We start from the raw sequence: 26075 nt of genomic DNA, 5'->3' as shown, positions 1-26075 counted from the left end.
GCTCAAAAAGGCGCACAGCACATATTTTTTGTAACATAAAGTGACCACAGCACTAAGTTACAAAGGGTAAAAATCAGGCTCGAAATGCAAAAGGTGACCACAGGAGTGACCACAAAACCAGCCATAAACGAAAAAGGGGTTAAGCCTGATGGCCTAACCCCCTGAAGTCTAAGGTGCCGAGGGACAGAATTGAACTGCCGACACGGGGATTTTCAGTCCAAAAATACGGTCTTTTCTTAACGGGTACCATTTCTCAACTCCAATAAAATATCCTTGACAGACAGTATATTACTCAGCATAATTCATCCTACGTCGTTTGAAGTGGTTTGAATTCGCTTGGGTACCATGTGGGTACCACGATTTTTCAACCTTCAACGCTGGGATGTTTTATGAAGCTTACCAAAAGAGCCATAGACGCTATTGCCCCTCCCGCTTCTGGAAAAAGATTTTATTTCGATGACTCCATACCCGGTTTCGGTATCGCTGTATGGGCCAGTGGAACAAAGTCTTATATCTATCAGGATCGGATCAAGGGCAAGAAAAGAAGGATGACCATAGGCCGATACGAACAGGTCACGGTCAAGGACGCCCGGAAAGAAGCGCAGAAATTGGCTGGAAAGATCTCAGGAGGAGAAGATCCAATAGCCGAGCGCCACCAGCAGAAAACAGAATCGTTGACACTCAAGGAAGCTCTCAAAGGGTACATTGAAAACAGAGAACTTAAGCCAACGACTCAAAAGGACATCCGTCGGGCAATGAAAGGATTTTCCGATTGGATGTCTAAGCCTATTATAGATATCAATCGGGACATGGTATCCAGGAGACATAAAAAACTGGGTAAAACCAGTCATGCCCGAGCAAACTTGGCCATGCGATATCTACGGGCAGTGCTCAACTATGCTTCGGAGGCACATGCCTATCCTGATGGGCGGCCGCTCATTACAGACAATCCAGTTAATGCCATCTCTGCGACCAAGACCTGGTATAAAGTAAGCAGGCGGAGACGATATCTCCAGGAACATGAAATCAAACCCTGGATGCAGGCTGTCATGAGGCTACCAGAGGTTCCGGAACGAGAGCCTGGCCAGGGCAAAAAGAAACCCAAACTGAGGCATGGTGATTTAGCCAGAGACTTTTTCCTGATCCTCATATTAACAGGCTTGAGAAGGACTGAAGTGTTGGATTTGACCTGGGAATATGTGGATTTGGATGGAAAGACCCTGACCATCCCTGACCCCAAGAACAATGAGCCGCATACCTTGCCCCTGAGTGATTACCTCCTTGAGTTGATTGAGGAACGGAAAGAAAAAAGCAGCGGAAGCCATGTTCTCAGTGGGCCGGACGGCAAGTCGTACCAAGGATTTCGTTATGCCCAAGCTCGCATTAAGGAAGAGACAGGGATAGACGTATCACCACATGACCTGCGTCGTACTTTTGCCACCGTCGCAGAATCCCTGAACATACCTGCCTATGCAGTCAAAGGCCTCCTCAACCATAAGACCAATGGAGACATTACTGCTGGGTATATCCAGATTACTGTTGAAAGGTTACGGGAACCTATGCAGCAGGTGACTGATTATTTGCTCCGTAAAGGCGGACTTCAAGAGAGCAAAGTCCTTGAATTCAATAAGGCAGCTGGGGAATAGAAATATCTATAAAATCTATGGGGATTACAATGCCATCAATTTATTTAAATCAAAATGAGCTAGATAACTTGTTTGAAGAAGAAAAAAATGCTCTGGAAATGGATCTTGATACTGAGCTAGATGAAGATGGATGTGAAGCTAATACAACAGTAGTTTCCAACGAAGAACTGAGAAATCACCCAATTGTAATACGTTTTGAACATGAGACAGGGAAAAGCCTGGAATGGCTCTTAGATAATGTGGCAGTTGACCCTACTGGAGATGAAGATGACCCCGATGGTCTTTGCGCACCCAGTTGGCCTGTGAGTTGGCCTGCTGATGAATTGAACGATGATCATATCTATATCCTACAAGGGGCTGCAATACTAGTTTGGGTTCAAAAAGATTGGGTGACTGAAGCACAGAAAGAGTCGGTGAATGACTATCTTAAGGTTATGGAACGAGAATCACTTGTCAAAAACACAAACCGTAAAAATGCAAAAAGAAAAAGCAGAAAGGCTTGGGCCGAATCTCTAGCAAAGGATTTGGTCTCACGGAACCCGCAAGCAACATTCGCGCAACTTTGGAAAATGATACCTGAAGATAAATATTATGCGGGATTTGAAGTTTATGTTGATGGGGATAGGTTATGTGCAAATAACCGAAAAAAAGGAGAAGTTTCCATAAGTAAAGACACTTTTCGTATTGAGTATATTGGAAGAGCTCGAGAAGAAATAAAAAATCAGTCATAAGCCCCCCGCCTAACATCCTTCACTTATCTTTTTCTTTTATGCAAATACCCGTTCTTGGCCTTGGAGCAAATTCGCCAAGGTGATCCTTGGTCATACGGGCCATATTTCAAGCCACAAAAAAGATCGCTGAGAAAACCTACCAAGCTCTGATTTCCTCTATATTCGGGACAGCAATAGATACTTCGGTCAATAAATTATACCAAATATATTAGGATCTTAAGCCTTAAAATGCTAGCTCAGATGGACGAGAATTCCATTTGAAGGTTTTCTGTCCCGAGGAAAGCGCCGCTACTCTACAACCCCCTTCTTTAGCTTGTTCTCCGAGATTCGCAAATCAAGGAGGACAGGAAGCTATGAAGAAGACAATTGAATTGCCAGTGCTGATGACGGAGAAGGAATTTTGCGATTACGTCGGCAAATCACGTGCCTGGGCGCAAAGAGCGAGGCTTGAAGGTGATGGGCCGCCCTATGTAAAAGTAGGACGAACCCCGCTTTATCCGGCTGATAAGTTAGAAAAGTGGTTGCAGGGCACTGAACGTCGCGCCACTTGCGAGGAAAGGGGGTGAGGAATGCAATACAAAGAAAAAGCCCCTCTAGGCGTGGCGGCGACTGAGGGGCGGCAAAGAATGGATGCTAAAAGCAATCATAGCATAGATTGCCCCTCCCTTGACGTCAAGCCTTTGGATGCCTTCAAAGAAGCAATCCGTAATGCTGGTTTGCCCTGCCCTGACCAGATCCTGCCGGATGGCAAGCTTCACCGCTTCTCCACGAATGGCAAAAACGGTGATAAGGCCGGTTTTTATGCCCTGTTTGATAATGGAGGTGGTCATTTTGGTGGGTACTTCGGTTGTTGGAGGTCCCAGGTTGAGGAAACCTGGAAGTCGGTTGATGACAATCAGCTCACAGACCAAGAGCGTGAACAGATTAATCAGCGGATTGAGCGTAAAAGGAAGCAAGCGCAAGAAGAAAATGCCAAGGAGCAAGATCAGGCTGCACACAGGGCGCAGGAAGAATATGAAAGCCTGAAATCCATTACAGACCACCCTTACCTCAGTCAAAAAAAAGTTAGGGCTTATGGTATTCTGGACCTCAAGGTAGACTCCAGAGGAAACCTTGTCATACCAGTCCATAATGCTGACTGCGAGATTTGCAGTCTTCAAAAGATCACTCCCAATGGGGACAAGTACTTCCTCAAACATGGGGCTACCAAGGGCATGTTCCATGTTATTGATGGCAATCGGGATCAGGTAGTAATCGCTGAAGGTTATGCAACGGCAGCTTCTATACACGAAGCGACTGGCGCAACCGTGGTGGTAGCTTTTAATGCTGGAAATCTGAAAACAGTAGCCGAGCAGATCCAGAAAGTATACCCGGACAAGGTTTTGACCATTGCGGCAGATAATGACCGCTGGACATCTCTGTCAGATGGCCGGGTGAATCCTGGCCTGATCAAGGCAAACGAAGCAGCGGTAGCAGTTGGTGGCCAGGTTGTATGTCCTGAGTTTAAAACCGAACACTTGAAGGACAGACCAAAAGACTTCAATGACCTTGCCATTCTGTATGGGCTGGAGGCAGTCAAAAAGTCGTTCAGTGAGCAAGGAAAGAGTGCCAAGATATGGGACCAACCAGTTGATCTTACCTCCCTGATAGACATTGAACCTGCTCCAATAGCCTGGTTTGTCCAGGATCGGATCATATCAGGACGAGGATTAGTGATAACAGGAGTTGGTGGCTCGTCCAAAACCAGGATGATTTATCACCTTGCAGCCGGTGCAGCTCTTGGACGTTTGCCTTGGGAGTGGACAGTCAATCAAAAGGGACGTTCAATCCTGGTACTGACTGAAGACGTCGCAGATGACTTACACCGGACTATGCACAACCTCTGTCTGTCCCTTGAACTTTCATATGAAGAAAAGTTCAAGGTTTATCATTCCATCATCCCCTACCCTTTGGCTGGTGAGGACGTGAAACTTCTGGCCAAGGCTCAAGCCGGGACTCTGGAGAAATCTCCCCTGTTTCAGGCTCTATCCCAAAAAATCAAGGATTTTGGAGATATTGCATTTATAGGCCTTGACCCTGCCCTGTCCCTTACAGATGGAGACGAACTTGATCAGGGCAATCAGAGAGCCCTGGGAAAGATGGCCGACGACCTGGCCGTTCAGACAGGAGCAGCTTGTGCGCTAGTTACCCATGCCACCAAGGGGAGCTTGGCCAAGGATGAGCTTACTAGCCACAACTCCAGGGGCGGCGGTGCAATAACTGATGCTGTCCGGGCTGAGTTCGTCATGCGGACAATGACCAGTAAGGAAGCAATCAAGGCCAAGCTTCAAGATCCAGAGGAACGCTTTCGGCATGTCCAACTTGTGGGGACCAAAGGGAACTACCTGCCACCTGATGCCTATATCCCGGTTTGGCTCAGGCGGGATCAATACGGAGTGCTGCATGAAGCTGAACTATCTTTTGACGAGGAACAGGCCACTTCAAAAGATATGGAAGCTCTGGACATCCTGAAGGACATTGCAAAGACAACCAGTCCACCAATCAGAGACTGGAGGCGAGCTTGTGTGAACGCCGGAGTAATTACAGCTAAATCAGAAAATGCTCAGGTTAAAGATATTGATCGGATTAAGAATAAACTCAAAAAATTAGGATACATTAAGCAAGGACATGGACGAGGTATATGGCTACCAGTCAAAGAGGATGATTTTCTTGACTTCAATAACTAGACAACAAAAAGACATTCCTTCTGGACATGGACACACCTATAGGTGTGTCCATTGTCCATTCAGAAGTCATGTCAAGAATGTCCAGGGATTGTCCAGAGAATGTCCAGTCAATGTCTAAACATTTGATGGCTGAAGGTCAGATCCAGGAAAGCCATAAAAAAGCCGTTCAGAGGGCAAACCCTTACCGGTTTCAGAGAGGAAAGTTGATATGCAAGCAACTATGACAGTAAACAACCGGCTCGAAATCCGTAATGTGGCTGAGGGCATACTGAAATCTATCAAAAGAGCCACCACGCTGGACAATCCTGTATACAAAGACGCGGTGAAGTACGACCGATATGTGGGGGACCTTAACCCTCATATAGAGCTGTGGGAAGAAATCGGGGATGGGGTCGCGGTTCCGCGCGGATGGGGAATGCAATGTCTGGATCTGCTCAAGCGGTATGGTATTCAGCCAAAGCTTATTGACCAGAAGCGGGCTTTTTCACACATAGAACTTACGTTTAAGGGAGAACTCAGGGATTACCAGCTCCGGGCTGTCCAAGATGTGACCCAAAGAGCTTTTGGAGTCCTGGAGGCAGCAACCGGATCAGGTAAGACCATCATGGCACTAGCGATCATCGCGGCCAGGAAGCAGCCATGCTTGATCTTGGTACATACAAAGGAACTGCTCCATCAATGGGCTGATCGGATCAGGTCTTTTCTGGGGATAGAGCCCGGGCTGATTGGGGATGGAAAGCTTGATGTACAACCCGTAACCGTTGGTTTGGTACATACAGTCCGGAAACATTTGGACGAACTTCCCCTGCATTTTGGGCATATCGTTGTGGATGAAGCCCACAGGACTCCCAGCACCATGTTCACAGAAACCGTCCAGGCTTTCGACTCCAAATTCATGCTTGGACTGAGCGCGACTCCATACCGGAGAGACGGTTTGACCAAACTCATATATCTGACCCTTGGGGACAGAGTCCACCAGGTCGATGCACAGGAACTGAAAACCAATGGCGCGGTTATGGCTCCAGTGGTAGTCCGTCGGGAGACAAGTTTCCAATACGCATATGCAGACGATTACACAAAAATGATTTCCGCCCTGGTTAGGGATCAGGACCGGAACAGGCAGATTGCAGCTGATGTGATCCAGCAAGCCAGATCCAAACCCGGGACAGCTTTGTTGGTATCTGATCGGGTGGCCCATTGCAATACATTCGCGGATCTGATTGAGAACAGTGGACTCAAAGTGCGAGTGCTCACCGGGCAGTGTTCCAAACAGAAAAGGGAGCAAATCGTATCTGATGTCCAGGCCGGGAAGGTAAACGTGCTGTGCTCCACTGTTCAGCTGCTGGGGGAAGGCTTTGACTGCTCCGGGCTGAGCTCTCTCTTCCTAGGAACTCCTATCAAGTTCAAGGGCCGATTGCTCCAGGTGGTAGGCAGGATACTCAGACCAGGGGATGGTAAGCGCCCAATTGTGTTTGATTACGTGGATTCACATGTGGACGTACTGAAATCGCAGGCCAAAAGCAGAGAACGAGCCTTTGCAGAACTGGCAGGTTGAGATAGCAAAAAAGTCACGCTTGTCTAAGGGACATCCCAATCCATATTTACAGAGTTGAAGAGGCTTGGGAGGCAAAAAACTTTCACATAAATTGAGCAATTAGAGTATGTTGTTTCACAATAAATGACTGGAGGTGAATCATGGCCAGCAAAAAACGATTCAATAGCTTAACAGACTGTCGCAGGTATCTTGCCAGTGTCATTAACCGGGTGGACTCTGGTGAGCTTGATCCACAGGTGGGCGGCCGTCTGGGGTATCTGGTGAACATTCTGGCCTCAACCATCAAGGACGGCCAATTGGAACAGAGGGTGGAGGAGCTTGAGGCACGTATGCAACAGTCCAAGGAGGCATAGCCATGGCCACCAGTAGTAGTATGCAGAGAAGGATTCAACGGCTGGAGGAACAGGCTCAACAAAAGTGCGGCAAGAAAGAACAAGCAGGCCTTGGTCGAGCAGCAGCCGAGCTTTGTGTGAAGATTGTCTATATGGACCAGGATCTGTCGCCTGAAGAAAGAGAGGCCAGGATACAGGAATATATGAGGCCAAAGCCAGCGCCAAGTCCTGAAAGGCGGCAAAAATATCAGGAGATGGTGGATGCAGTTGTGAATTTTGATGATGAAGCCTTTTATAAGGCAAAGGCAGAGCTGGATGCAATAGATTAACAATTAATGCTCTGTTAGTCGAGCCGCCACCTATGGCGCATAGAATCCATACTTTCTGGCAAACCTTTTGGTAATCAAAAGCAGTTCGACGGCATGAAGCAGCCAAGGATGTTTCTTGCCAGCTGACTTGCAGGCCGGCTTAGTAAAGACGGTCTCGGCCCGGGCATTGATCATCTTGTAGCCAATTTTTTCGTACATGGGCCAATGAGGGACCAAGCCCCAACATAGTCAGGCCGCTTTCCGTAATCCCTCCCTGGTCTGACCCACAGCCAAGAGCGCCATGCGTAGCAAGATTGCACCTAGGAGTAAAGGGAGGGGCTATTGGAGCTGGGAATGGTCAGCTACCTGTTTGGAGCGGCCCAGAGGCCGAACCGTCCGCACATGTTTGAATATTGACTGTCTACCTGGTGTTTTGGTGCATTGATTGTATTTTTTTCATTGTTGACTTATAATTAAAATTTTATGGCATAATCACTTGGCTTGAGCCAATTGATAAAGCCGCCGTGCAGCTTTACCGGTCGGATTCCAAACTGATATTAGGGCTGATCGCCAGTATTCTTGATCACAAACGCATCCCGTAATTTGAAAACGCTAGGAGGAACGTCATTGGGGTCTTCCGGCACTTGGGCAAGATTAAAGCGTGACTCCAGGACGTTTTTGATCAGCAAAGGGACGAATGTCTCGTTTTGCACTTGGGTCTCCTCGCCCAGTTGGGCAATGAGGTCTAGTTCTAAAACAAGACCAGCAGCAGCTTGGAACGGCGCTCTACTGAGCGCATCGCAAAACTGCTCTGCTAGCGGCTTTGGCAGGCCAGACACGATTTTCCCAAGCATCTCAGGAGGAAAGTCGAAGCTAACGCAGTGCAGCCCGGAGCCGAAGTCACAGTTAGCCGATGCCGTAATAAGCTCGTCGCTAACCCTCCCGAAAAGGTTGAGACGAGTTTCCATTAAGATTAGCTCCGTGTCTGCATCGATACCCATGCGTTTAAGTGCTGTTCCGAAATCAGGCGCGTAACGACGAAGTGAAGGCTGCGCAAGATACTTGGCTCCGAGTAGCTTTTCTATAGTCTCCCAGCGCTCCTCAAATTCCTCATACCTCAGGTGAAGCAATGGTTCCGGCTGACAAATGCTGAATATTACAAGCTCCCTCCCGTTACATAACCCAAACTCCTTACACTGGACTTCCGGATGAATTGCATAGCTGTATGACTGCTGGACGTGGTCTTCTGCCAATACATCTTCGGTCGGAGCTTTAGCGTCCAGTACCAAACATGGTTTGTCGTCCACGTAAATCATGTAATCAGGTACTGTAGTGACCGGGTGCTTGCGCGTACCCACGCGGATGAACGGATGTCTGAGTGTCTTGCTTCGCGTGACCCTCTGGCTGCCGGTTGGAGGGTAACCGAGCCTGTTCAGAATGGGAGCTATAACAAGCTCCCGAACAGCATCTTCCTTAAACTCGGGATCGTCAAAAACACTTGGATCAAAATTCATAGACAGTCCTCCAATAGGGTCCTAACGAGATAAGCTAAGGGGGCCGGGCGGTAGGAAATCTCATGCTTTAACCGGTGCCCCTAAATTCCATGAGCTGACACATTGTCAAAGCGACACAGCCCAGCTCGGTTCCTCGTCAGCGATGAATTGGAGCATCACCAGGCAGAACTGAGGCCGGCATTGCTGCTGTTGTTAAGCGGCCTTTCTACCTCAAGGGAAGCCTTGATGGTTGTCTAAGTTGACATCGAGCCGCAGCTGCAAATCGATCAGCCCACCGCCGAAAGAACGACTCAGCATTCTCATCATCGATCGTTTCTGGACCCCAAGCTACTTGGTCATCAGCCATTACGCCGGGTGCAACTGCATCATCGGCTGCTCTTGGTTCATCAATACTATAGGGCTCGAATTGCAGTCGTCTCTTGGAAAAAGGATTCTTGAAATACGATATCTCACGCCAGCGGTATTCATCATTGTCGTGCAGTTTGCAGTACCATAGCGAGGAACTCCACATGTACGATGGATGGTGTTGCTTGACACGAATCACAGCACCAGCTGCAACATCCCACCCTGATCGGGGGAACATGCCTTTATCTATTGGATTCAGTCCCATCTCTTCCACTTCAAGTGACGCACCACCCAAGACAATCTTCCCCTTGATTTTTTGCTGAGCAGATGGTGCTGCAATCATGATTTGGTCAAAAAGCTCGTTTCTAATAGACGCTAAAATGGTCAACGCTTCTGCGCAGAGAGCATTCCGATTTTGCCTTTCCGAAATTTCCTTCTTGCGTCGTGCTTCCTCCTGGCTTTCTCGTTCAGCAATTTTAGCGCCGGCACCCGCTAAATCTTCAAATCCACTCTGCGCAGAATGGGCATTGGACTGGTCACAAAGCGCAGTCAATATCGTTCTTACCCTTTGTAGCGAGGGCCGAGAATGTTGGGATTTACGAAGCATCATCGTAAGTAGTGAGCGCAGCTGGGGCTGAACGGTGTCCATTGTTGGAGGCTGCTCATTGATGTGCTGGTTGTGAAAATCTTCCTTTGCCGGGCCATTAAACGGTGGCGAGCCTTTCAGCAGGGTATAGCCAATGCACCCCAAAGCATAAATATCTGTTGCCCCACTCGCATGCTCCAGTCGCCATTGTTCTGGAGCTGCGTATTCTGGGCTCAAACAACCCTTCAACGTTCTCTGTGACGTTGACTCCTCTACAAATCTAGCAATTCCGAAATCCGCTATCTTCCACCTATCCCCATGAAAAAGGATATTTCCGGGCTTAAGATCTCTGTGAACCAAGTGTGACACTTCCAACAACCCTTCTGTGATCTGTAAAAGGATTGCTGCTGCCCCTTTTTCCCCGATGCTACCTCGCTCCTTTATTAGATCGTCAAGGCTCTTACTAGCACATGGCATGACAACATAATATCTTTCGCTATCACTGTCTTGCCCAGAGTCCAGAATAGGCATTACGTGCTGGTGCGTTTGTCCAGCCAGTTCATTCGCGATAGATAGTTCTCGGTGTGCGGCATTTGCGACTGATAACTTAAGGCGTTTCACAGCAACAGAACTACCTTCCTTATCCACGCCCCGAAACACAGCTCCAAAGCCCCCTTCAGGACCAAGCAGATCAGATGGATCAAATCTCCATACTCCCATATTCAAGTGAATTAGCTCCATTGCATCCTCAACTAGTAGTGATAGTTGTGATTTCTCGAACTGCATAACAAAAAATTATAAAGTTGCTATATATCTCTCCAACAGCCATAATATACATGATTTAAGTTTAGCCACAAACAATACTAAATGCCATTGTCTTCTGGAGCGTATATTGCAAAAGATTCCTTGGATTGTACAATCTCAACATTTTCCCCTCACTCCACCCCCAGCCCCTTAAACACAGCATCCACAGGATCGGAGTAAAAGCTGGTCTGGAACTTGGCGAACAGTTCGCCAGGTATTGTGGGGATGTCGCCAACACTGCTCATGGGCAGCAGAACGCGTTTGGCTCCGGCGTCAAAGGCCACTTGCAGGCTGGCGGCCAGGTTGTCGGCTTGGATCACGTTGCCGCCCAGGCTCATGTCCCCAAGGACCACCAGGCTTCCCTGCACCGGACGGCCCATAAGCCCTGAGCACAGAGCCAGGAAGCAGGGAAGGGTCATGGCATTGTTGGGTCCGGTATTGTGCATCTCCACAATATGCAGGTGGTAGTCATGGTCTCCTGGCTTGAGAGATGCGCTGATCCGGTTGGACTGGGCCTTGAAGTAGTCAAAGGCCACTTTGATCGGCTCTTTGGCTTTGGCGCTGGAGCCCACCCCGGAGATGGATAGCTTGCCGTTGCCTGCGGTCACTTGCAGCTCAATTCTATACAGACCGAGCTGGCCGCTACTTCCGGTGCCTACTGTGTGCAGGGTGCCGGGGTTGAGCGGTCCCTCTGGTATCAGTGAGCTCCCTCCCTGCTCCGGGACGCCGACGAATTTTTCTTCCCTGGTTTCCTGGTCGATATAGCTGAAGTGGACGTCATAGAACTCCATGCCCCCCAGCCGTTTGAGCTGCTCTTTGACCCTCCTGCGGCACTCCAGGGCGTAGTGCAGGCATTTTTCCACTGCCTCCTGGTCATAGTCTCCATGGGGATAGAGGAGTTTGAGCAGGCCGGAGACGGTCTTGCGTACGGCAATGGTGTCTCGCTGGTTCAAGTTGTTGCCCAGCAGAAAGTAGGTGTCGATGGCGTCGGCAAAAGTGGTCTTGCGCATCTCCCGGAAATATTCCGCCAGGTAGTCCACGATCAGCCCATAGAGGTTGGTGAAAAATTCCGGGCGCATCTTGGGAATCTCCCAGCCCGGGATGTAGCAGTGCATGCGGTCGAAAAATGCGGTATCGATCATATGTTCCGGAAATGGGGCAAAGAGATGGCTGGTCTTGAGCAGGGTGTCCACGCTCTGGTTGATATTGCCCACAAAGACCATGGCCGCATTGGCGCTGATGGCGTCCCGGCCCCGGGAAAAGGAGCCGGAGGCCATGTAGTCCTTCATGATCTGCACCCCGTCCTTTTCCTTGAACTTGATCCCGGCCACCTCGTCAAAGGCCACAACATCCCATACCCCGACTAGGCCCACCTTGTGCGAACTCATGTTGTAGAACAGGTTGGCTACTGTGGTCTGTCCGCCGGATACCAGGATGCTGTTGGGGCTGATCTCCTTATACACATGGCTCTTGCCGGTTCCCCGCGGTCCAAGCTCACAGACATTGAAGTTGTTCTCCACCAGTGGGATCAGCCGGGTCAGGAGGTGCCACTGAGCCCGTTCCTCCAGTGCCGTAGGCTCCAGACCTGTTGAGCGCAAAAGGACATGCATCCACTGCTCTTCGGTAAAAGCCCGGCGTCCATCATACAGGGCCTGCATATCCATATTCGGCATCTGGATGGGTTTGAGCTCGTGGATGGAAAACGGGGAGCCTTTCTGGCCTTCCTCATGAAAATAGTTGATTCCAATAATGCACCAGATTCCGCCCACCAGGAGCTTGTCAAACTCCTTGACCGTTGTGCTGGAGATCTCCACCCCCTTCACGCCCAGGTTGGAGAGAAAGGCCTCGTAGCAATCCCGTTTTTCATTCAAGGTCACAGTGACCTTGTCGATGATCTTGAAAGTCCCCCGCTCCCTGATGGTGGATTTGACCTTTTCTGCCTCATCCGGCCGGACATAGTTCTGAGCCAGGATGTTTTTGACGCTCTGGATTCCTTCCTGGATGATGTCTTCATCGTCTGAGGCACAGTACATGCCAAGCAAGTATTCCAGGACATAGACCGGAACATTGGCTCCTTCCTTGAGCAGCTTGGTCAGATCCTTACGCACCACCTTGCCCTGAAAATGCTCATTGAGCAGGGCATCAAGGCTGAGGGTTTCGTTTTCCATGATGGTTACTTCCGTTTGATTACTTTACCACAGAGGACACAGAGAGCACAGAGTATTTACAGTTTGAACCGTTGAATACCGTTGGTAACTCGTTTGACATAAAAATTGATGAGGAGTCCGGTATCAATCCCTGACAGTCTCATGTAAGTCAACAGCTGAGCTTTGTGGACATCTTTTATTTCTTCCACACATTTCAGTTCAAGCATCAAACGATTCTCAACCAACATATCAACCCTGTATCCGCAATCCAGCTGAACCTTTTTATAGTTTACTGGCAGAGGATGCTCCACTTTAAATGATATCCCGTTCAAGTGGAATTCATGAGCAAGACATTGCTGATAGGTTGATTCCAAGAGCCCTGGACCAAGCTCGCGATGAACCTCAATCACACAACCTATTATTTTTTCAGTAAAAGAATCCCTCTGCATATTTTTCTCTGTGGTCCTCTGTGCTCTCTGTGGTTGTAATCTTTTCTTTTTTACTGGAGGACTGGATCGCCAAATTCCTTAGCAGTATCAATCCAGAGCTGGATAGCCTCTTTGGCGTTGGCCAAAGCAGATTCATAAGAATCTCCATGGGCTATGCATCCTGGCAATTCAGGCACTTCCGCCAGGTATACCTGATCTTCTTCACTCCAATAAATTATTGTCTCATATCTCACCATGTTTCCATATCCTTCCGTAATTCAATAGTAGAAAGGCTGTCCTCGCTTTGGACAGCATCTCTGCCTTTTCTCACCTTGTCCATGACATAAAGCTGGTACATGATGTCATCAATATTTGCGCTGTCTGGCATATTGGATATGGCCTCAAGGGCTTCTTGTTTCAAAGTTTCCATATTTTCTCCTTCGTGAACAAAATTAAGGACCAAAGACAGAAGGAAAACAAGAAATTATAGGTCAATCCTTATCTTCAGCCCTTCCCCCTTCAGTCTTCAGTCTATCTCCCTTCAGTCTACCTCTTCAAAAGTCATCCATAAAGGCCAAATCAATGTTCACCGGAATCCGCTCGTGTTCTATCTGAGTGTCCGGGTCTCTAAGGACCAGGGCGTATTCCTTGGTATTGTCGTAGCCGCCTTTTTTGAGCATGAGCTTGACCGGCCGCTTGCGTTCCTCCATGGAGTCAGAGCCACTGTCAAAGGTCACTGTCTGCTCGTTGCTGATCAACGTATCCCCATCCCGGATGGAAACCACCAGGGTCCGGGGCAGCATGCGCTCTGACGTCTTTTCGGTCTGAATGAACTCAAACTTGCAGATGGTGTTCACCACCTTGCGGTTGGAGCCCAATAGGGACACCCCGACCTTCCGCACTGCTTCCTTCTCAGCCGCCTTGGTATCCAGCTCCTTGACCCGGAGCACAGGCACAACCACTTCCTGAGGCATGGCCCCGCCATGGATGAACTTGGCCCCGCCGGAGAAATGAAAGCGGTTCACCCCCTTGGGTATCCAGAACTCCATCTCATCCTGGGTTCCGGCGGTGGTGGATGTATACCCGTGCCAGACATTATCTGATTCTCCCAGGTTGTGGCCCAAAATATAGCGCTTTTTGGCCTTGACCACACCCCCAGGCTTGTACCCTATCTCACTCTTTTCCAGAGCTCCCGGGGGCGTGTCCTGATATAAAAAGCCGTGATCGGCAGTAACCAGCACGTTGGACCCGTTGAGGCTGTTGACGATAAAGCGGACCAGGGAGGAGAGGTCGATAATGGTTTTGTGGGCCGCAGAAAAGGTCTTGGTTTCCGTGGAGGCCGAATCACCGGTAGCGTCGATCTGGTTGTGAAAGATGTAGATGATCTGCCAGGGCCGGACCAGTTCCCGCCCCTGGTCCTTATTCATGGCCAGCAGATCCTCGGCTCTGACTGCAATGCCCTCATATTGGGAGAGGATCTCCTGGCGTTGCTCCAGGGAGGCACAGGGCTTGCCGTCCACCAGGATCTGATCCGTTCCCTGTTTATAGCCATATCTGGACCTGGGCATCAGGGCGGCCATTCCCAAGGCAGTGTAGCTGGGCAAAACCCCGAGCTGGGATGTGAGCTTGGCCTTGAACCTGGACTTGGAGTTAATGTCTCTGGCCAGCTCCTCGGCAATCTCATAACGCAGCGCATCGCTTATGATCACAAAGACCTTGCTCCTGGAGGAGGTGAGCAAGGGTTTGACCTGATTGGAAAAAAAGTACTGCTGCTTGGGGACATCGCGCAAGGTCCAGTCAGCCACAAGGCCGGACTCTCCGTCCAGAAAACCGCCCCAGCACAGGCTGATCTGGTCCAGGTACCAGTTGGAGTAGCAGGACTCGACCACCTTGTGCACCTCTTTGAGCACATCCCAGCCGGCCAGTTCCACAATATCCGCCGCTTCGTGGAAATGACGGTAGAGCTGATCAAAACGGTACAGCTCCCGGACATAGGCCTGATACATCTGATCCGCAGTGGCATAGCTTAAGCCCTGGCCGTATTCGCGGCACAGCTCCAGGAGGTCGAGCACAGCGTCCAGCCCGTCGTAGATGGTGGCGTAGATATTGGATGTATGCTCATACCCGTCCAGATGGATAGTGGCCCAATGTCCGTCCCGCCTGCTGAGGATGGCGGATTTGAGCTCGTCAAAGCGCTCTGCCTCTTCCTGGATGATCTGAGAACGAAGAGACCGGATGATCTGGCGCTCCACAGCCTCAAAGGTCATTACTTCCAACAGGGAGTGGGCGTCATAGGCCGCCAGCTGGTCCTGGAGTCCCAGCTCATCTGCCACCTGCCCGGAGATCTGGGTATACTGCTTGTAATGCCCCAGGTGTTTTCGCCATTGGTCAACAAACACAGAGACATTGGTGCTCACCTGCTGGTCCTGGAGCCGGAAGTGCTGCAAAGACCTGGGCAGGTCGCCGCGCAGGGTATTGGCCATATCCGCGATCAAGAGGCGGATGAGCAAGTCGGAGAGATTGGGGGTCTGGGCATCATAGCCAAAGGTCCTGGACATTTCCTCCCAGAAGAAGGGGGTCAGGCCGAATTTCTCTATATCCGTCCAGGACTTGGGCGGGCTCTTGAAGTCACATCCATCCTCTGTGCACATCTCCCCAAAGAGCTTCATCAGAATATCGAATATACTGGCCTGGTCCGCCCGGGTGAGAACAGCCAGCATCTTGGTGTCCATATCCTTTTCCCGGTCGTCCGCGGTGGTCAGCTTCTTCAGCCGCAGTGTCCGGTCCTGGTTCTTGAAGAATTTTATCCGCTGCCTGAGATGCTCGCGCATGGCCTGATGGCTCAGGCCCAATTCACTAAGCAGCATGGAGGGCTGATCAGCATGGAAGCTGCGGCTGTAGAGACGGATATCCAAGAGCCAGTCCTGGTCCGGGCTGGGCTCAGGGGCCGGAGAGTAGAGCAGATATTTGCCGTCCTGGTCCTCAAGCTCCAGACGAACCTTAAGTTCAAGTTTGCTCTCCTGATCCAGGTGGATGAGACGCACTCCATCCAGACTGAGCTCGGGCGCCAGATCCACAAACTCCTGGTCCGGGTCGTGCCAGAAGACGATGCGGTGGCCTTGGGTATGGAAGAGGTGATTGAGGCTGTCGGTGATTTGGGCGGTGTTCATGGTGTATGAAGAAGGCTGAAGGTTTGAAGATTAGGCTGAAGGCTGAAGGAAAAGACATTCACCACAGAGGACACAGAGAGCACAGAGGGAAGAGGAGGGAAAAATCTCATATCCTGTGTCCTCAGTGCTCGCTGTAGTGGGCGATCTTCTTTTTTGCATATGGTCTTTCATTCAGACAACAGTCTTCTGCCCTTGTCCGTCAGGCGGTATTTCTGCAATCGGCTGTTGGGCTTTTCCGGGATAGTCATCTCAATCAGACCCAGATCAAGCATTCGCTTGACTTGTTTGTGCAGTTCCCCTGATACGCTTTTATGACCTAACTGTGTTGCCAGCCCATGTTTCCCTGATTCCTCCTTCTGTAACAGAAATAGAATCTTTGTCGCTAAACGTGACCCTAACTGCGACTCTAGCCGTGACTCTAGCTCCGACTCTAGCCGCTCATTATCTGTAGTAGTCTTTTGAGAAGATGAACTTGGAATTTGGACCTGCTCTGCCAGATGCACAACTACCCGGACCCGGGTGCCGATCTCCATAATCTCCAGTTCCGGCAGGCCCAATTCCCGGGCTTCTCGGAAGATACGGGGCATGCCGCTGCCCCATTGCTCAATCAGGTTCAGTTCCCGGAAGATCCGGGCAATAACGTGATTGCGGATTTTGGAGATCCCCTGCTTCATGTCCTCCACAGTCATACCCGGCAGGAGCATGCCCGGGTTCTCCACCTCAATCCGGTCGTCAAAAAAGGCGACCCGGATAGGTGCGCCGCGCTGGGAGTAATCGGCATGCACCAAGGCGTTGATGACCACCTCCCGCAATATGCCCAGCGGGATGCTCCAGACATCCTTGCGCCGTATCTCGGAAAAGTCCGCACCGCGCATGGCGTGCTTTTTTAGAAACAACATGATGCTGTCTACAGCCTGGGGCAGGTGGTCATGCAGTTCAGCATGATCAAATATATCCGCCTTGTCCCAGCCTACAAACCTACCGCATTGGACCCAGGCATCGGAAAAGTGGCGTTCCCGTTCCTTGCCGAAAAGGAGAATCGCTCCCTTGGTCGGCACCACCTTGCCCTGATCCTGGGTGACAAGTTTCAGAGTATGCAGCTCGTTCTCACCCAGAGACCGTTCCTGGCCGAACATCTCCCTGGCTGCTTTCAGGTCCAGGTCGTCAATGGACAAACCGGGCATGGACAGCTCGTCAAAGGAAATACCCTCAGCAGTCCGGCGGAGCTCGGCTATGAGTTCCCGGTCGGCCTGTCGGTTCGTGGAGCCCAGGCGAATATAAACACCGGCTTCCGGACCCTCAGCCTTGATATAATGAGGCCGCAAACCGCTGAGGAAGACCTCCACTGTGAGCAGGGTCTTGTCCTCCACAGTAATGAATTCAATGTTGGGCACCAAACGCGGGGCAATGGCATCGGCAACCAGACTGCACAGCCTTTCCTCTTCATCCAGGGGCTGATCAATCCCAACTATGTTTTTCTGGTCATCCACCCCAAACACAAGCCTTCCGCCAGCGGTATTGGCAAAAGCCACAAGAGTCTTGAGGAAGTTCCGTGGAGAGGAGAGATCCCTCTTGAACTCCAGGGTTTTGCTTTCAGGGGATTGGAGGACATGCTCAATGGTTGAAAACATTCTTATACAATCCGTTTCTTTAAGTTTCTTAAGGCCAAAACTTAGGTCCAAGCATATTGTTTTCAACGCAGGCTTTTTTGAAGTCTTCTAAGAATGATTTCATTGTACTTATGATAAATCTAGCATATTTTCCAGACCTCAATTTAACCAAATTATGATCCATTGTGATTTCATAATTATACAAATTCTTAATTATCTTTTCTGTTTTTGCTTGCTGATTCTCCTTGAGAAGGGATATATCTGAGTTAGCATGAACAAATAAGTTGCGAATAGTATAAGCGTTTTGTATATATTTCCAATATGATGAATACTGTGGGCATATCATAAAATTTCTACAAAGAAACTGTGAATATTTCTTTAGTTTGTTATGATCTTTAATTTTTTCACTAGATAATTCTATTTTTAAGTTTTCATATTTTTCTAGGTGCTTACAAAGATCAACAAAATTTGACTCAAAAAATGAACATGAAAGAATCAAAAGTGATTGATACATAAAAGATGGATGATATTTAAAGTGGTCGTCAATCTCCTCGCGTTTGTAATCATAATATGCATCAGCATCATATTCATCTAGTTGGTTTTCTTTGGCATAGGTTTCCATTCTCTTGTCAAAGTCAACCATTTTGTTCTTAATAAATTCTTCAGAATATAGTGCATATCTATCAAGACTATCGAGCTCATCTATGAAAAAATAGATTAGTCCAGGGAAAATGCTATGCATGTGAAAGCTTTTCCTTGGAGATTCTCGTTTGGCTAGGTTAATCTGGTTTTGTTGCTTATGATCCATATCAAGTTATCCTATTCTTGTTCAGCCTACTCCCCAGCCTTTTTCCCAGTCACCGCCTTTATCTCAGCCAGCAGATCCCCGAACTTGCCGTAGTTGACCTTCACCCCGTCATCCAAGTCCAGGCTGATGCGCTGGTCTGCGTAGTGGCGCAGGAGCTCGTCGAAGTGGCGGAGCTCTTCCTGCTTCTTGCGCATGCTGTCCAGCTCTTTCTGCATATTGTTCCGCACACTGGCCGAACTGGCATTGTCTCGTTCCTGCTCCAGGTATTCGACCCTGGCCTTGTATTTGCCTTGCAGCGGAGTGACGTACATGGCCCGCATGCGGGATAGTGTGGATTCGTTGTAGCGGTGCAGGTAGACTAGGCACTGGAAGGCCTTGTGCTTGCCGCTGGAGAACAGCCAGTAGATGGGGCGCTTCTTGTATACTTTCAGGTGGTGGTCCTTGAAGAACTTGTCGCTGATGAATCGGCGGAGGGTCTCTAAGGGGTCTTCGCTCTTCTTGGGGCCAAGGCTGTCGGCCACAAACTTCAGGTTTTCGTCCAAAGTCTCCGGCGGCCAGGCAACCTTGATGAACTCCACAAATCGGTTGGTGGCATCGTCTGCAAACCAGTCCTCGTCCATGACCGGGATGATCCCGTCCTCGTCAGCCGGGAATGTCTGATACCGGCTGGGGTCAAAGCCCTCGTTGCCGCTGTGGGCATATAGCAGACCCGGTTCATCTAAAGAGTAGCGGCCCATCATGCAGCCGATGGCGTAAGAGATAAGCTCCTTCATGGTGTCGGCCCGGAGCAGGGCTTCCAGCTCTTCTTCAGACTTATTGCTCCCGTAGCGGTAGTAGGGATTGCAGGTCAGTGTGATCTCTTCCAGGGGGACGTCAGGGGTGAGTTCGTCTTGGAGACCGTAGGCTTCAATGAAGATACGGTTGTTTTCTTCTTCCAAGCGCTTCATTTCTTGGGTTGTTTGGTGCCAGTGGGAGCGGAGTTTAGTATAAGTAGCAGGCATAGTTTGTGTTTTATGTTCCAAATTGAGATGAGAATGAATAGTAAAATCCCAGGAAATTTCGTGATAATCCCAATCCTTTTTAGATCTATCAATATTTAACAAAGTATTATTCAGAAGTTTATCTGAATATAATTTATCATTTATTGTCAATAAAGGAATATCCAAAACAACGCCTGTTGTAATGTTTAATGTTTCTCCTCTAAAAGTAAGAATCTTTCTATTTACTTTAGAATTCAATTGTGACAATATATTAAGGACATTATCACCAAACAATGTAGGGGCAGCATCATTAAAGCCTAAGCCGCTAGGCCTCCAACGGAAGCTTGGTATCCCAGAGCCTACCTTTCCCCATGTTACGCCTTCTAAAAATAAATAGTCGGTATTCTGTGGCCGTGATCTTAACGAACCATCATTATTTTTATAATTTTTTATGCGAAAACCATCATTTTCCCAATCCATAATATAAGAAAAACCCTTATACCACTTTTTGAAGTCACCAGCTTTGTCAGTTAGTACCCATCTTTTTTCTTTTGCTATATTTTGCATGGAAACTTCCCAAAACATCCTGATAAATAAATCATCATTTCTGGTTCCAACTCCTTCTTTTGCAGTATAATAATCTTTTAGTAAAGGATTTCTATATAAATTAATCAAGTTTTTACTAACCCAATAAACAATTGGACTCCCAGGAATTTTCTTAAAATCAGCCCCTGAAGCAGTATAGTTCCATCCACAATCAGGATGTTGTATTGCCTCTAATGTTTTTGGTGCCTGATTATTTGCTCCTCGGAAATCCGAAAGACGGATATAGCTCCCCTTGAAGTTGGGCAGGTAACTGTTTTCTATGGTGTATGTGCAGATAGGGACCGTAGCACCTTCAAATCCTGAGTATTCCAGCTGAATAAGAGAAGTGATCGTCTTTTCGTTAAGCAGAAAACTCCGCAACGTTTCATAGGAAGAAATGAACATCCACACATAGGGAGACATAAATCCAAGCTGGGCGTGCTTTTTGGACATTTCCAGGTTGCTGACAATAAATGCTGAAAAGAGATCAGACTTATAATCTGCATAGTTGTCTTTGAGGAATGATTTGAGCTCGGCATTCAAACCCTTACTCCCCATATACGGCGGATTGGCCACAACAAAGTCATACTCTGTAGCCAACAATCTGGCCTGGCGGACCAACGGCAGGAGCTTTCTGGCCATGCTTTTGGAGTATTCATCCCTGCTCAAGGCGTTTCTTATCAGCTTCTCCAGCCTGGCCATGGCGTCTTTGACTTTGTCCGGCACTGTGAGCAGGGAACCGAAGGTCTTGGCGTCCTGAAAGAGGTGCAAGAGGGATTTCAGCTCGTCCTGACTCACCTCAGGCTTGTCCTTGCCCTTGAGATAGGCCTGCTCCTGTGTGGGCTGGACCAGATACTGCTGCTGCATCTTGGGCTTGCCCACCTCCACGGTGCGTTCCTTGAGCAGGGTGGAGACCATTTCCTTTTCATCCAGGCCCTTGCTCTCCTGGATGGCCATGATGTTTAAGGTTACGGGTCGTTCCGGGTTGAGAATGTGCCGGTCGTCGGCCCTGGCCTTCATGAGAACGGTGAAGCGGGCCAGCTGGGCGGCCCGGTCGTCGATGTCCAGACCAAAGAGGTTGAGTTCCAGAATGTGCCTGGGGATGTCCCGGGTGCGGTAGCCGCGCTCCAGATAAATCTCTTTGAACAGATCGTAGGCCTCGGCCAGGATATGACCCGATCCACAGGCCGGGTCCATGAAGGTCAGATCCTCTGGATGTAGCTCCCTGGGGGTGATGGCTTCCAGCTGAGCCTGGACCTCCGGCTCCTGCTCCGCCGGCTGGATGTAGAACTCCATTGTGTCCCGGATGGATGAGTCCGGGTAGGTCATCAGCCACTTGCGGCCCAGGGTGTTCTGGACCATGTATTTCACAATCCAGTTGGGGGTAAACAGCTGGGTGGCGGCCGGGATGTCCTCGCTTTTGACTGTCTTGCCGATGACCTGGTTCTTTTTTTCCGAGATGTAGAACTGATACAGCCAGCCCACAATCTCGATATGCTCCCAGTCCTCCTCCGGGATTTCGGTGACCATCTTGCGGATAGGGGAGTTGGTTTGCAGCAGATTCTCCGGCAGGAGCAGCTCGGATGCATCGCTGACCCGCTCAAACAGAAAAGGCATGACCCGGTGCAGGGTGTTGCACTGGGTAATCAGGAGCAGACGGTACAGCTCAGCGTCCTTGTCTCCGGCCAAGCGCATCTCAGCCACTTTGTCCTGGTCTAGCCCGGGCAGCTCAACGCTGGTGGCCTTCTCCAGGATCTCGGGGATGTCCGATCCGCTGGGGTTGCTCAGCACCCGGTAGCCATGTCCCAGATAGTCGTGCAGCTCCATGTATCTCAGGGCCATGAACCGGTTGAACCAAGTGTAGGCCACCTCCTCCATGACCTGGGCAAAGCCTTTGAGCTCTATCCTGGCTTCCAGGTCCTTTCGCTGCTTGGCTACCTGGACAGGAAACGGCCTGCCGGCAATCAGGGCCACCTCACCCTGGAGTTGGACAGGTTCGATCTTGGATTCAGACAGCCCCAGGACCTTGGCCCGATCGGTGATTGCCTGGATGAACTCTTGCCTGGCTTGGGGGGCGTAGGCTTTGAGCTTGTTGGTATGCATGAAAAATCCTTTGTTAGGCTGTGAGGCTGAAGGGGGGAAGAGGAACTGAAGAGTAAATAGACCCAGTTTTCTTCTTCCTTAAGCCATTCCCACCTTCAGCCTTCAGTCTTTTTCCCTTTACTCTATCCGTATCCGGACATCATGCCCCAGCTCTTCCAGGAGCTTTTGCTTCAGGTTTTGAACAAAGTTTTCCACATCCTGTTCGTTTTCCAAATAGGCCTTGGTGGACAGGGAGGAGGTCTTGATCGTCTTGGTCTTTTTAGCCGGCTTGGGGTTGCTTTTCTCTTCTTGATCTGGAGGCTGTTTTGTCTCTTCAATCCGGTCAAAGGCATCGTAAATTGCCCGTTCAAACTCCTCCAGGAGATAGGAGATGTTGGGGATGCTGGTTTCGTTTTTTACCCGGTTGCGGATGTCCTCAAGCGGCTTTGTGACCTGCTCGGCAAACTCTTGGCCGGCCTGGATCTGTTGCAGTTCCTGATCCACGGCATTCTTCCGGGCGGCCATGAAGCCCAGAGCCTCCTCCCGCTTCTGATCCACCATCTGCTCATTGATCTCCGAGAGCTTGGAGACCAGGGGGTTCACATCCTTGAGCATGCCATACGGGGCCTCGGCTTCGGCTATGCGGTGCAGGTGGTTTAAGGCTGAGGCGGCATCACCATCTTTGGTCAAAGCGGCCTCGTTTTTGGAGAACTCGGCCAGGGATTTTTTGAGCTTGTCCCAGGTAGGGCGCTGATTGGTGTAAAAGTCGTGCAGGGTGTGCAGATCCTCGCAGGTGTCCAGGAGGTCGTCTCTTTTGGAATGAAACGTCTTGATGAACTCATAGGTGTCTTTGACCGCCAATATGGCTTGAATAACTGCCAAGCCGTCTTCAATCTCTTTTTGGCCTGGATACTCCCCGGTCTGGGCCAGCTGCTGGTATTGCTGAAGACTTTTTTGCCACCCTGTGAGCTGGGTCCGTATAGCTTTATCCAAATCATCGAAACCCTCCGGTCCGATTTTGCCGAACAGCTCCTGGCAGAGCTTCTGGGCCTTTTCCACGTCCTGGGCAGAGGGGACCTTGCGCTGGAGGATCTTCACTGTCCTCCACTTGGCGGTCTTGAGCATGGGCTCCAAGGCTTCCCTGGCGGAGAGGCTGGTGCCGTTCATCAGGAGATTTAACTCCCCGGCCATGTAGATCTTGGCCACCAGGAGGACCACTTCCCATTCCGGCCAGCCGTAAGGGCGTTTGGCAAAGTGCTCGATCAGGTCGCTTAAGAGTACCTGATGGTTCTTGTGCACCATGAGCCGGATATACTCCTTGACCTCCTGCCTGGCCTCCTTATTTACCTCAGTGAGCCCCTTTTGCAGCTCCAGTTGGCCCAGGTCTGTGGCCATGAGCACGGCCCGGATTTCTTTGTCCGGGGCTTCGTGCAGTTTGCTTAAGTAGTGGAACTTATTGTACAGATTGACAATCACATACTCGATACCTTCCTCCACCACAGCCCGGGGAGTGGAGCCCTTGATATCCAGGGTTTGTCCCAGGGCGGAGAAGTGGGCATCCACAAGCAGTTTCTCCAGGAGGTTTCTCAGCCTGCTGCGGCGCTCCCGGTTTTCCTCCTGCCTGTCCCGGAGTATGCGGCTAAAAGAGGTGGACTGGGAGGCATCGCTCTTTTGCCGGATATACTTGTCGGTTTGCAGGCAGATGCGGACCTCCCGCTCCAGCTCGTCGTTCTCCGGGAGCTGGATGAGCACCCGGCCGTAGTTCTCCGAGGTGTGCATGACCCTCTTGAGCTCATTAAAGGCATCGTAATCGTCAGCCAGGGGGGTGATGACTTCCACAGCGATTTCCTGATCCAGCCTGGAGCTGTAAGGGTGGCCGTCCAGCAGGCGACTGAAAGGATAGTCCCGCTTGTAGGGCTTATACCGGTATTGCTTGTGGTCCTTGAGGATGTCGGAATACACGATTTCGGCCAGGAGCTTGACCTCTTCCGCGCTGGTGATCTCCACGCCCTTGATCTCCCGGCTGACGTCCCGCTCTTCATTGGTCAGAAAGAAGTACAGGTCCCCGTTGCGGCTGATCAGGGTCTGCTTCTCCAGACGTTCCAGCCCGGCCTCGATCTCCCGTTTCAGGGCCAGGCGGTCGGCATCCACCTCATCGATGAACAGGGTGACCAAGTTGTCCACATTGGGTTTGATGATGTCCACATAGCGGATAAGAAACAGGGTTTGCAGCAGGTGGTCATCAAAGGGGTGCTTAAGCGCCGGGTTTTCATTGGCCTGGTCAATGGTCCGTTTGACAGCTGTATCCAGAAAGCTCTCAATAGCAGGATAAAAGGCATACAAAGGGACGAGTGCTCCGATCTCCCGGTCCGAGATATTCTTGGCCGCGGACTGGAAGGCATCCAGCATGGAGCGCTCCCCCCGGCTTAAATGCAGGCCGGTGGCCCCGGCGGTGCGGATGGCTTCAAAAACTTTTTGCACCAGCTGGAAATGGAAGGGGGCAAAAGGATAGTTATTGATGAAGTCCTGCCGGTCCTGAAAAGATTTCAGGCTGGCGCTGTCGTTGGAAAAGGTGAGTTGGTTGATGAGGATGTCCCCTTTGGAGGCGAACAGGTTGGCCAGCTCGGTTTTGGCCTCCGGGGTCTTGTCCAGCAATCTGGCCTGGATCACTTCGTCTGTATTGGAACTGGATAAGGAGAGCCGGGTGGTGAACCGGCCCTGGATCTTGGAGAAGTCGTTGGCCCGGGAGGATTTGAGATCGCCCAGGATGGAGTCGATGTCCTCCTGAGAGGTGACCACCACCCAGGCCCTGCCCTTGCAGATCCGGCCTAGGTCCTCGGTAATGGTTTGCAGATTGAGCATGAGGTGCTCATCGTCTCCAATGAACTGACCCACCTCGTCCACCAGGAAGATGAGCCGGTGATCCTTGCCCCTGGCATCCAGGTATTCGTTGACCCGTTTGGCAAAGTTCTCAATGGTCAGGCTCATGCTCTGCTCGGCTTTCTCAAACCATTCTGCGGCTGACTCCTGGCTCTGGCCCAGGGCCTGGGACAGGGCATAAACCAAATCATCCTTGTGAAAGAGGTAGGCGTCCCGCTGGCTGAGCCAGTCCTCGCCGCTCACTTCCTTAAATGCTGTGCAGAACTCCTGGAACCTGCCTTTTTTGCTCAGCTGCCGCTCCATCTCGGCAATGTGCGGTGCGTCCCCGGAAAAACCCTGCATCTCGTTAAACACCCGCCAGAAGACGGACAAAATGGCCCCCCGGCCTTCGCGAGAGTCGGCCCGGCTGTCGATATTAAACAGGATGACGTCTGTATTGGTGGAAGTGGCCTTCTTGATGTCCGCCAGGAGCATGGGGTCCTGGATCTTGTGCTCAAAAAAACGCACAGCTTCCTTTTCATCCCCGGTATCCGGGTTTTGGGCCACCAGGTTGCCGAGCAGATAGGACAGGATCTTGATGAAATGCGACTTGCCGGACCCAAAGAACCCTGAGACCCAGATACCGATCCGGCCTATGATGTTCGGGTCATGGGCGTTCTGGATGGCATAGAGAAAGGCGGCAAAGAACTTGCGGAAATGCTGGTCCAGCTCCTTGGTGATCACGTATTCGTCCAGCTCCTGCCAGACCACGGCCTCGTCCTTCTGATCCGCCTTGACCACGCCGTTGATGGGCCGGAAGAGGTTTTTGGAAAAGATGTCTCGTATCTGCATATGGATG

At 50.3% G+C, this 26075-nt stretch carries 19 protein-coding genes; 7 read left to right on the top strand and 12 right to left on the bottom strand.

Annotated features, from left to right (window positions below; translation table 11 throughout):
• Positions 1-389: 389 nt before the first annotated feature.
• The 7 genes from N902_RS0110385 (at position 390) to N902_RS0110355 (ending at position 7319) form a co-directional block, all read left to right on the top strand.
• A complete protein-coding gene (locus N902_RS0110385) occupies positions 390-1646 on the top strand; it encodes a tyrosine-type recombinase/integrase (protein WP_027370884.1) in 1257 nt (418 codons plus the stop codon).
• A 29-nt stretch (positions 1647-1675) separates the two neighbouring features.
• Entirely contained in the window at positions 1676-2377 is a 702-nt protein-coding gene (locus tag N902_RS0110380; protein ID WP_027370883.1) for a hypothetical protein, read from the top strand.
• Positions 2378-2730: 353 nt separating this feature from the next.
• Positions 2731-2943: a helix-turn-helix transcriptional regulator gene (locus N902_RS20185; protein ID WP_027370882.1), complete on the top strand. Its 213-nt coding sequence runs from the start codon at positions 2731-2733 to the stop codon at positions 2941-2943.
• Positions 2944-2946: 3 nt separating this feature from the next.
• Positions 2947-5103 carry an AAA family ATPase gene (locus N902_RS18800; protein WP_051564504.1) on the top strand — a complete coding sequence of 719 codons (2157 nt, stop codon included), beginning with the start codon at positions 2947-2949 and terminating at the stop codon, positions 5101-5103.
• A gap of 208 nt (positions 5104-5311) precedes the next feature.
• Positions 5312-6658 carry a DEAD/DEAH box helicase gene (locus N902_RS0110365; protein WP_034622501.1) on the top strand — a complete coding sequence of 449 codons (1347 nt, stop codon included), beginning with the start codon at positions 5312-5314 and terminating at the stop codon, positions 6656-6658.
• Positions 6659-6798: 140 nt separating this feature from the next.
• Positions 6799-7011 (top strand): hypothetical protein, encoded by a 213-nt coding sequence (locus tag N902_RS0110360; protein WP_027370880.1) that lies wholly within the window; start codon positions 6799-6801, stop codon positions 7009-7011.
• Positions 7012-7013: 2 nt separating this feature from the next.
• A complete protein-coding gene (locus N902_RS0110355) occupies positions 7014-7319 on the top strand; it encodes a hypothetical protein (RefSeq protein ID WP_027370879.1) in 306 nt (101 codons plus the stop codon).
• A 30-nt stretch (positions 7320-7349) separates the two neighbouring features.
• On the opposite strand, the gene N902_RS20645 is transcribed toward N902_RS0110355, so the two are convergent.
• From N902_RS20645 to brxC, 12 genes are all read right to left on the bottom strand, one after another.
• Positions 7350-7535, bottom strand: a complete 186-nt coding sequence (locus N902_RS20645) for a hypothetical protein (protein WP_425246730.1) — start codon at positions 7533-7535, stop codon at positions 7350-7352.
• Between the two features lie 320 nt (positions 7536-7855).
• A complete protein-coding gene (locus N902_RS0110345; protein WP_027370878.1) occupies positions 7856-8812 on the bottom strand; it encodes a type I restriction enzyme HsdR N-terminal domain-containing protein in 957 nt (318 codons plus the stop codon).
• A 205-nt stretch (positions 8813-9017) separates the two neighbouring features.
• Positions 9018-10529 carry a serine/threonine-protein kinase gene (locus N902_RS0110340; RefSeq protein WP_084288196.1) on the bottom strand — a complete coding sequence of 504 codons (1512 nt, stop codon included), beginning with the start codon at positions 10527-10529 and terminating at the stop codon, positions 9018-9020.
• Between the two features lie 149 nt (positions 10530-10678).
• Positions 10679-12715, bottom strand: coding sequence for a protease Lon-related BREX system protein BrxL (gene brxL, locus N902_RS0110335; RefSeq protein WP_027370876.1), 2037 nt, complete (start codon positions 12713-12715; stop codon positions 10679-10681).
• 56 nt (positions 12716-12771) lie between these two features.
• The gene (locus N902_RS0110330) at positions 12772-13143 is read right to left on the bottom strand and encodes a GxxExxY protein (protein WP_027370875.1); all 372 of its coding nucleotides are present in this window, start codon (positions 13141-13143) and stop codon (positions 12772-12774) included.
• Between the two features lie 50 nt (positions 13144-13193).
• Positions 13194-13379, bottom strand: coding sequence for a type II toxin-antitoxin system HicB family antitoxin (locus tag N902_RS0110325; RefSeq protein WP_027370874.1), 186 nt, complete (start codon positions 13377-13379; stop codon positions 13194-13196).
• The gene (locus tag N902_RS0110320; protein WP_027370873.1) at positions 13373-13552 is read right to left on the bottom strand and encodes a hypothetical protein; all 180 of its coding nucleotides are present in this window, start codon (positions 13550-13552) and stop codon (positions 13373-13375) included. Before N902_RS0110320 ends, N902_RS0110325 begins: the two co-directional genes overlap by 7 nt.
• Positions 13553-13676: 124 nt before the next feature.
• On the bottom strand, positions 13677-16292 hold the full coding sequence (gene pglZ / locus N902_RS0110315) for a BREX-1 system phosphatase PglZ type A (RefSeq protein ID WP_027370872.1): 2616 nt from the start codon (positions 16290-16292) through the stop codon (positions 13677-13679).
• Positions 16293-16459: 167 nt separating this feature from the next.
• A complete protein-coding gene (locus N902_RS0110310) occupies positions 16460-17923 on the bottom strand; it encodes an AlbA family DNA-binding domain-containing protein (RefSeq protein WP_027370871.1) in 1464 nt (487 codons plus the stop codon).
• A 28-nt stretch (positions 17924-17951) separates the two neighbouring features.
• Positions 17952-18710 carry a hypothetical protein gene (locus tag N902_RS0110305; protein ID WP_153304191.1) on the bottom strand — a complete coding sequence of 253 codons (759 nt, stop codon included), beginning with the start codon at positions 18708-18710 and terminating at the stop codon, positions 17952-17954.
• A gap of 26 nt (positions 18711-18736) precedes the next feature.
• The gene (gene pglX / locus N902_RS0110300) at positions 18737-22378 is read right to left on the bottom strand and encodes a BREX-1 system adenine-specific DNA-methyltransferase PglX (protein WP_027370869.1); all 3642 of its coding nucleotides are present in this window, start codon (positions 22376-22378) and stop codon (positions 18737-18739) included.
• Positions 22379-22495: 117 nt separating this feature from the next.
• A complete protein-coding gene (brxC, locus tag N902_RS0110295; RefSeq protein ID WP_027370868.1) occupies positions 22496-26068 on the bottom strand; it encodes a BREX system P-loop protein BrxC in 3573 nt (1190 codons plus the stop codon).
• Positions 26069-26075: the final 7 nt, after the last annotated feature.

This window comes from Desulfovermiculus halophilus DSM 18834, assembly GCF_000620765.1.
Lineage (GTDB): Bacteria > Desulfobacterota > Desulfovibrionia > Desulfovibrionales > Desulfothermaceae > Desulfovermiculus > Desulfovermiculus halophilus.
Note: the sequence above shows the minus strand (reverse complement) of the source record. Positions and strands in the feature narration are given on the sequence as shown.

Bases quoted from the DNA above. Each gene is read 5' to 3' on its own strand.
- N902_RS0110385 (WP_027370884.1), top strand. From the start codon at position 390: ATGAAGCTTACCAAAAGAGCCATAGACGCTATTGCCCCTCCCGCTTCT.
- N902_RS0110380 (WP_027370883.1), top strand. From the start codon at position 1,676: ATGCCATCAATTTATTTAAATCAAAATGAGCTAGATAACTTGTTTGAA.
- N902_RS20185 (WP_027370882.1), top strand. From the start codon at position 2,731: ATGAAGAAGACAATTGAATTGCCAGTGCTGATGACGGAGAAGGAATTT.
- N902_RS18800 (WP_051564504.1), top strand. From the start codon at position 2,947: ATGCAATACAAAGAAAAAGCCCCTCTAGGCGTGGCGGCGACTGAGGGG.
- N902_RS0110365 (WP_034622501.1), top strand. From the start codon at position 5,312: ATGCAAGCAACTATGACAGTAAACAACCGGCTCGAAATCCGTAATGTG.
- N902_RS0110360 (WP_027370880.1), top strand. From the start codon at position 6,799: ATGGCCAGCAAAAAACGATTCAATAGCTTAACAGACTGTCGCAGGTAT.
- N902_RS0110355 (WP_027370879.1), top strand. From the start codon at position 7,014: ATGGCCACCAGTAGTAGTATGCAGAGAAGGATTCAACGGCTGGAGGAA.
- N902_RS0110345 (WP_027370878.1), bottom strand. From the start codon at position 8,812: ATGAATTTTGATCCAAGTGTTTTTGACGATCCCGAGTTTAAGGAAGAT.
- N902_RS0110340 (WP_084288196.1), bottom strand. From the start codon at position 10,529: ATGCAGTTCGAGAAATCACAACTATCACTACTAGTTGAGGATGCAATG.
- brxL (WP_027370876.1), bottom strand. From the start codon at position 12,715: ATGGAAAACGAAACCCTCAGCCTTGATGCCCTGCTCAATGAGCATTTT.
- N902_RS0110330 (WP_027370875.1), bottom strand. From the start codon at position 13,143: ATGCAGAGGGATTCTTTTACTGAAAAAATAATAGGTTGTGTGATTGAG.
- N902_RS0110325 (WP_027370874.1), bottom strand. From the start codon at position 13,379: ATGGTGAGATATGAGACAATAATTTATTGGAGTGAAGAAGATCAGGTA.
- N902_RS0110320 (WP_027370873.1), bottom strand. From the start codon at position 13,552: ATGGAAACTTTGAAACAAGAAGCCCTTGAGGCCATATCCAATATGCCA.
- pglZ (WP_027370872.1), bottom strand. From the start codon at position 16,292: ATGAACACCGCCCAAATCACCGACAGCCTCAATCACCTCTTCCATACC.
- N902_RS0110310 (WP_027370871.1), bottom strand. From the start codon at position 17,923: ATGTTTTCAACCATTGAGCATGTCCTCCAATCCCCTGAAAGCAAAACC.
- N902_RS0110305 (WP_153304191.1), bottom strand. From the start codon at position 18,710: ATGGATCATAAGCAACAAAACCAGATTAACCTAGCCAAACGAGAATCT.
- pglX (WP_027370869.1), bottom strand. From the start codon at position 22,378: ATGCATACCAACAAGCTCAAAGCCTACGCCCCCCAAGCCAGGCAAGAG.
- brxC (WP_027370868.1), bottom strand. From the start codon at position 26,068: ATGCAGATACGAGACATCTTTTCCAAAAACCTCTTCCGGCCCATCAAC.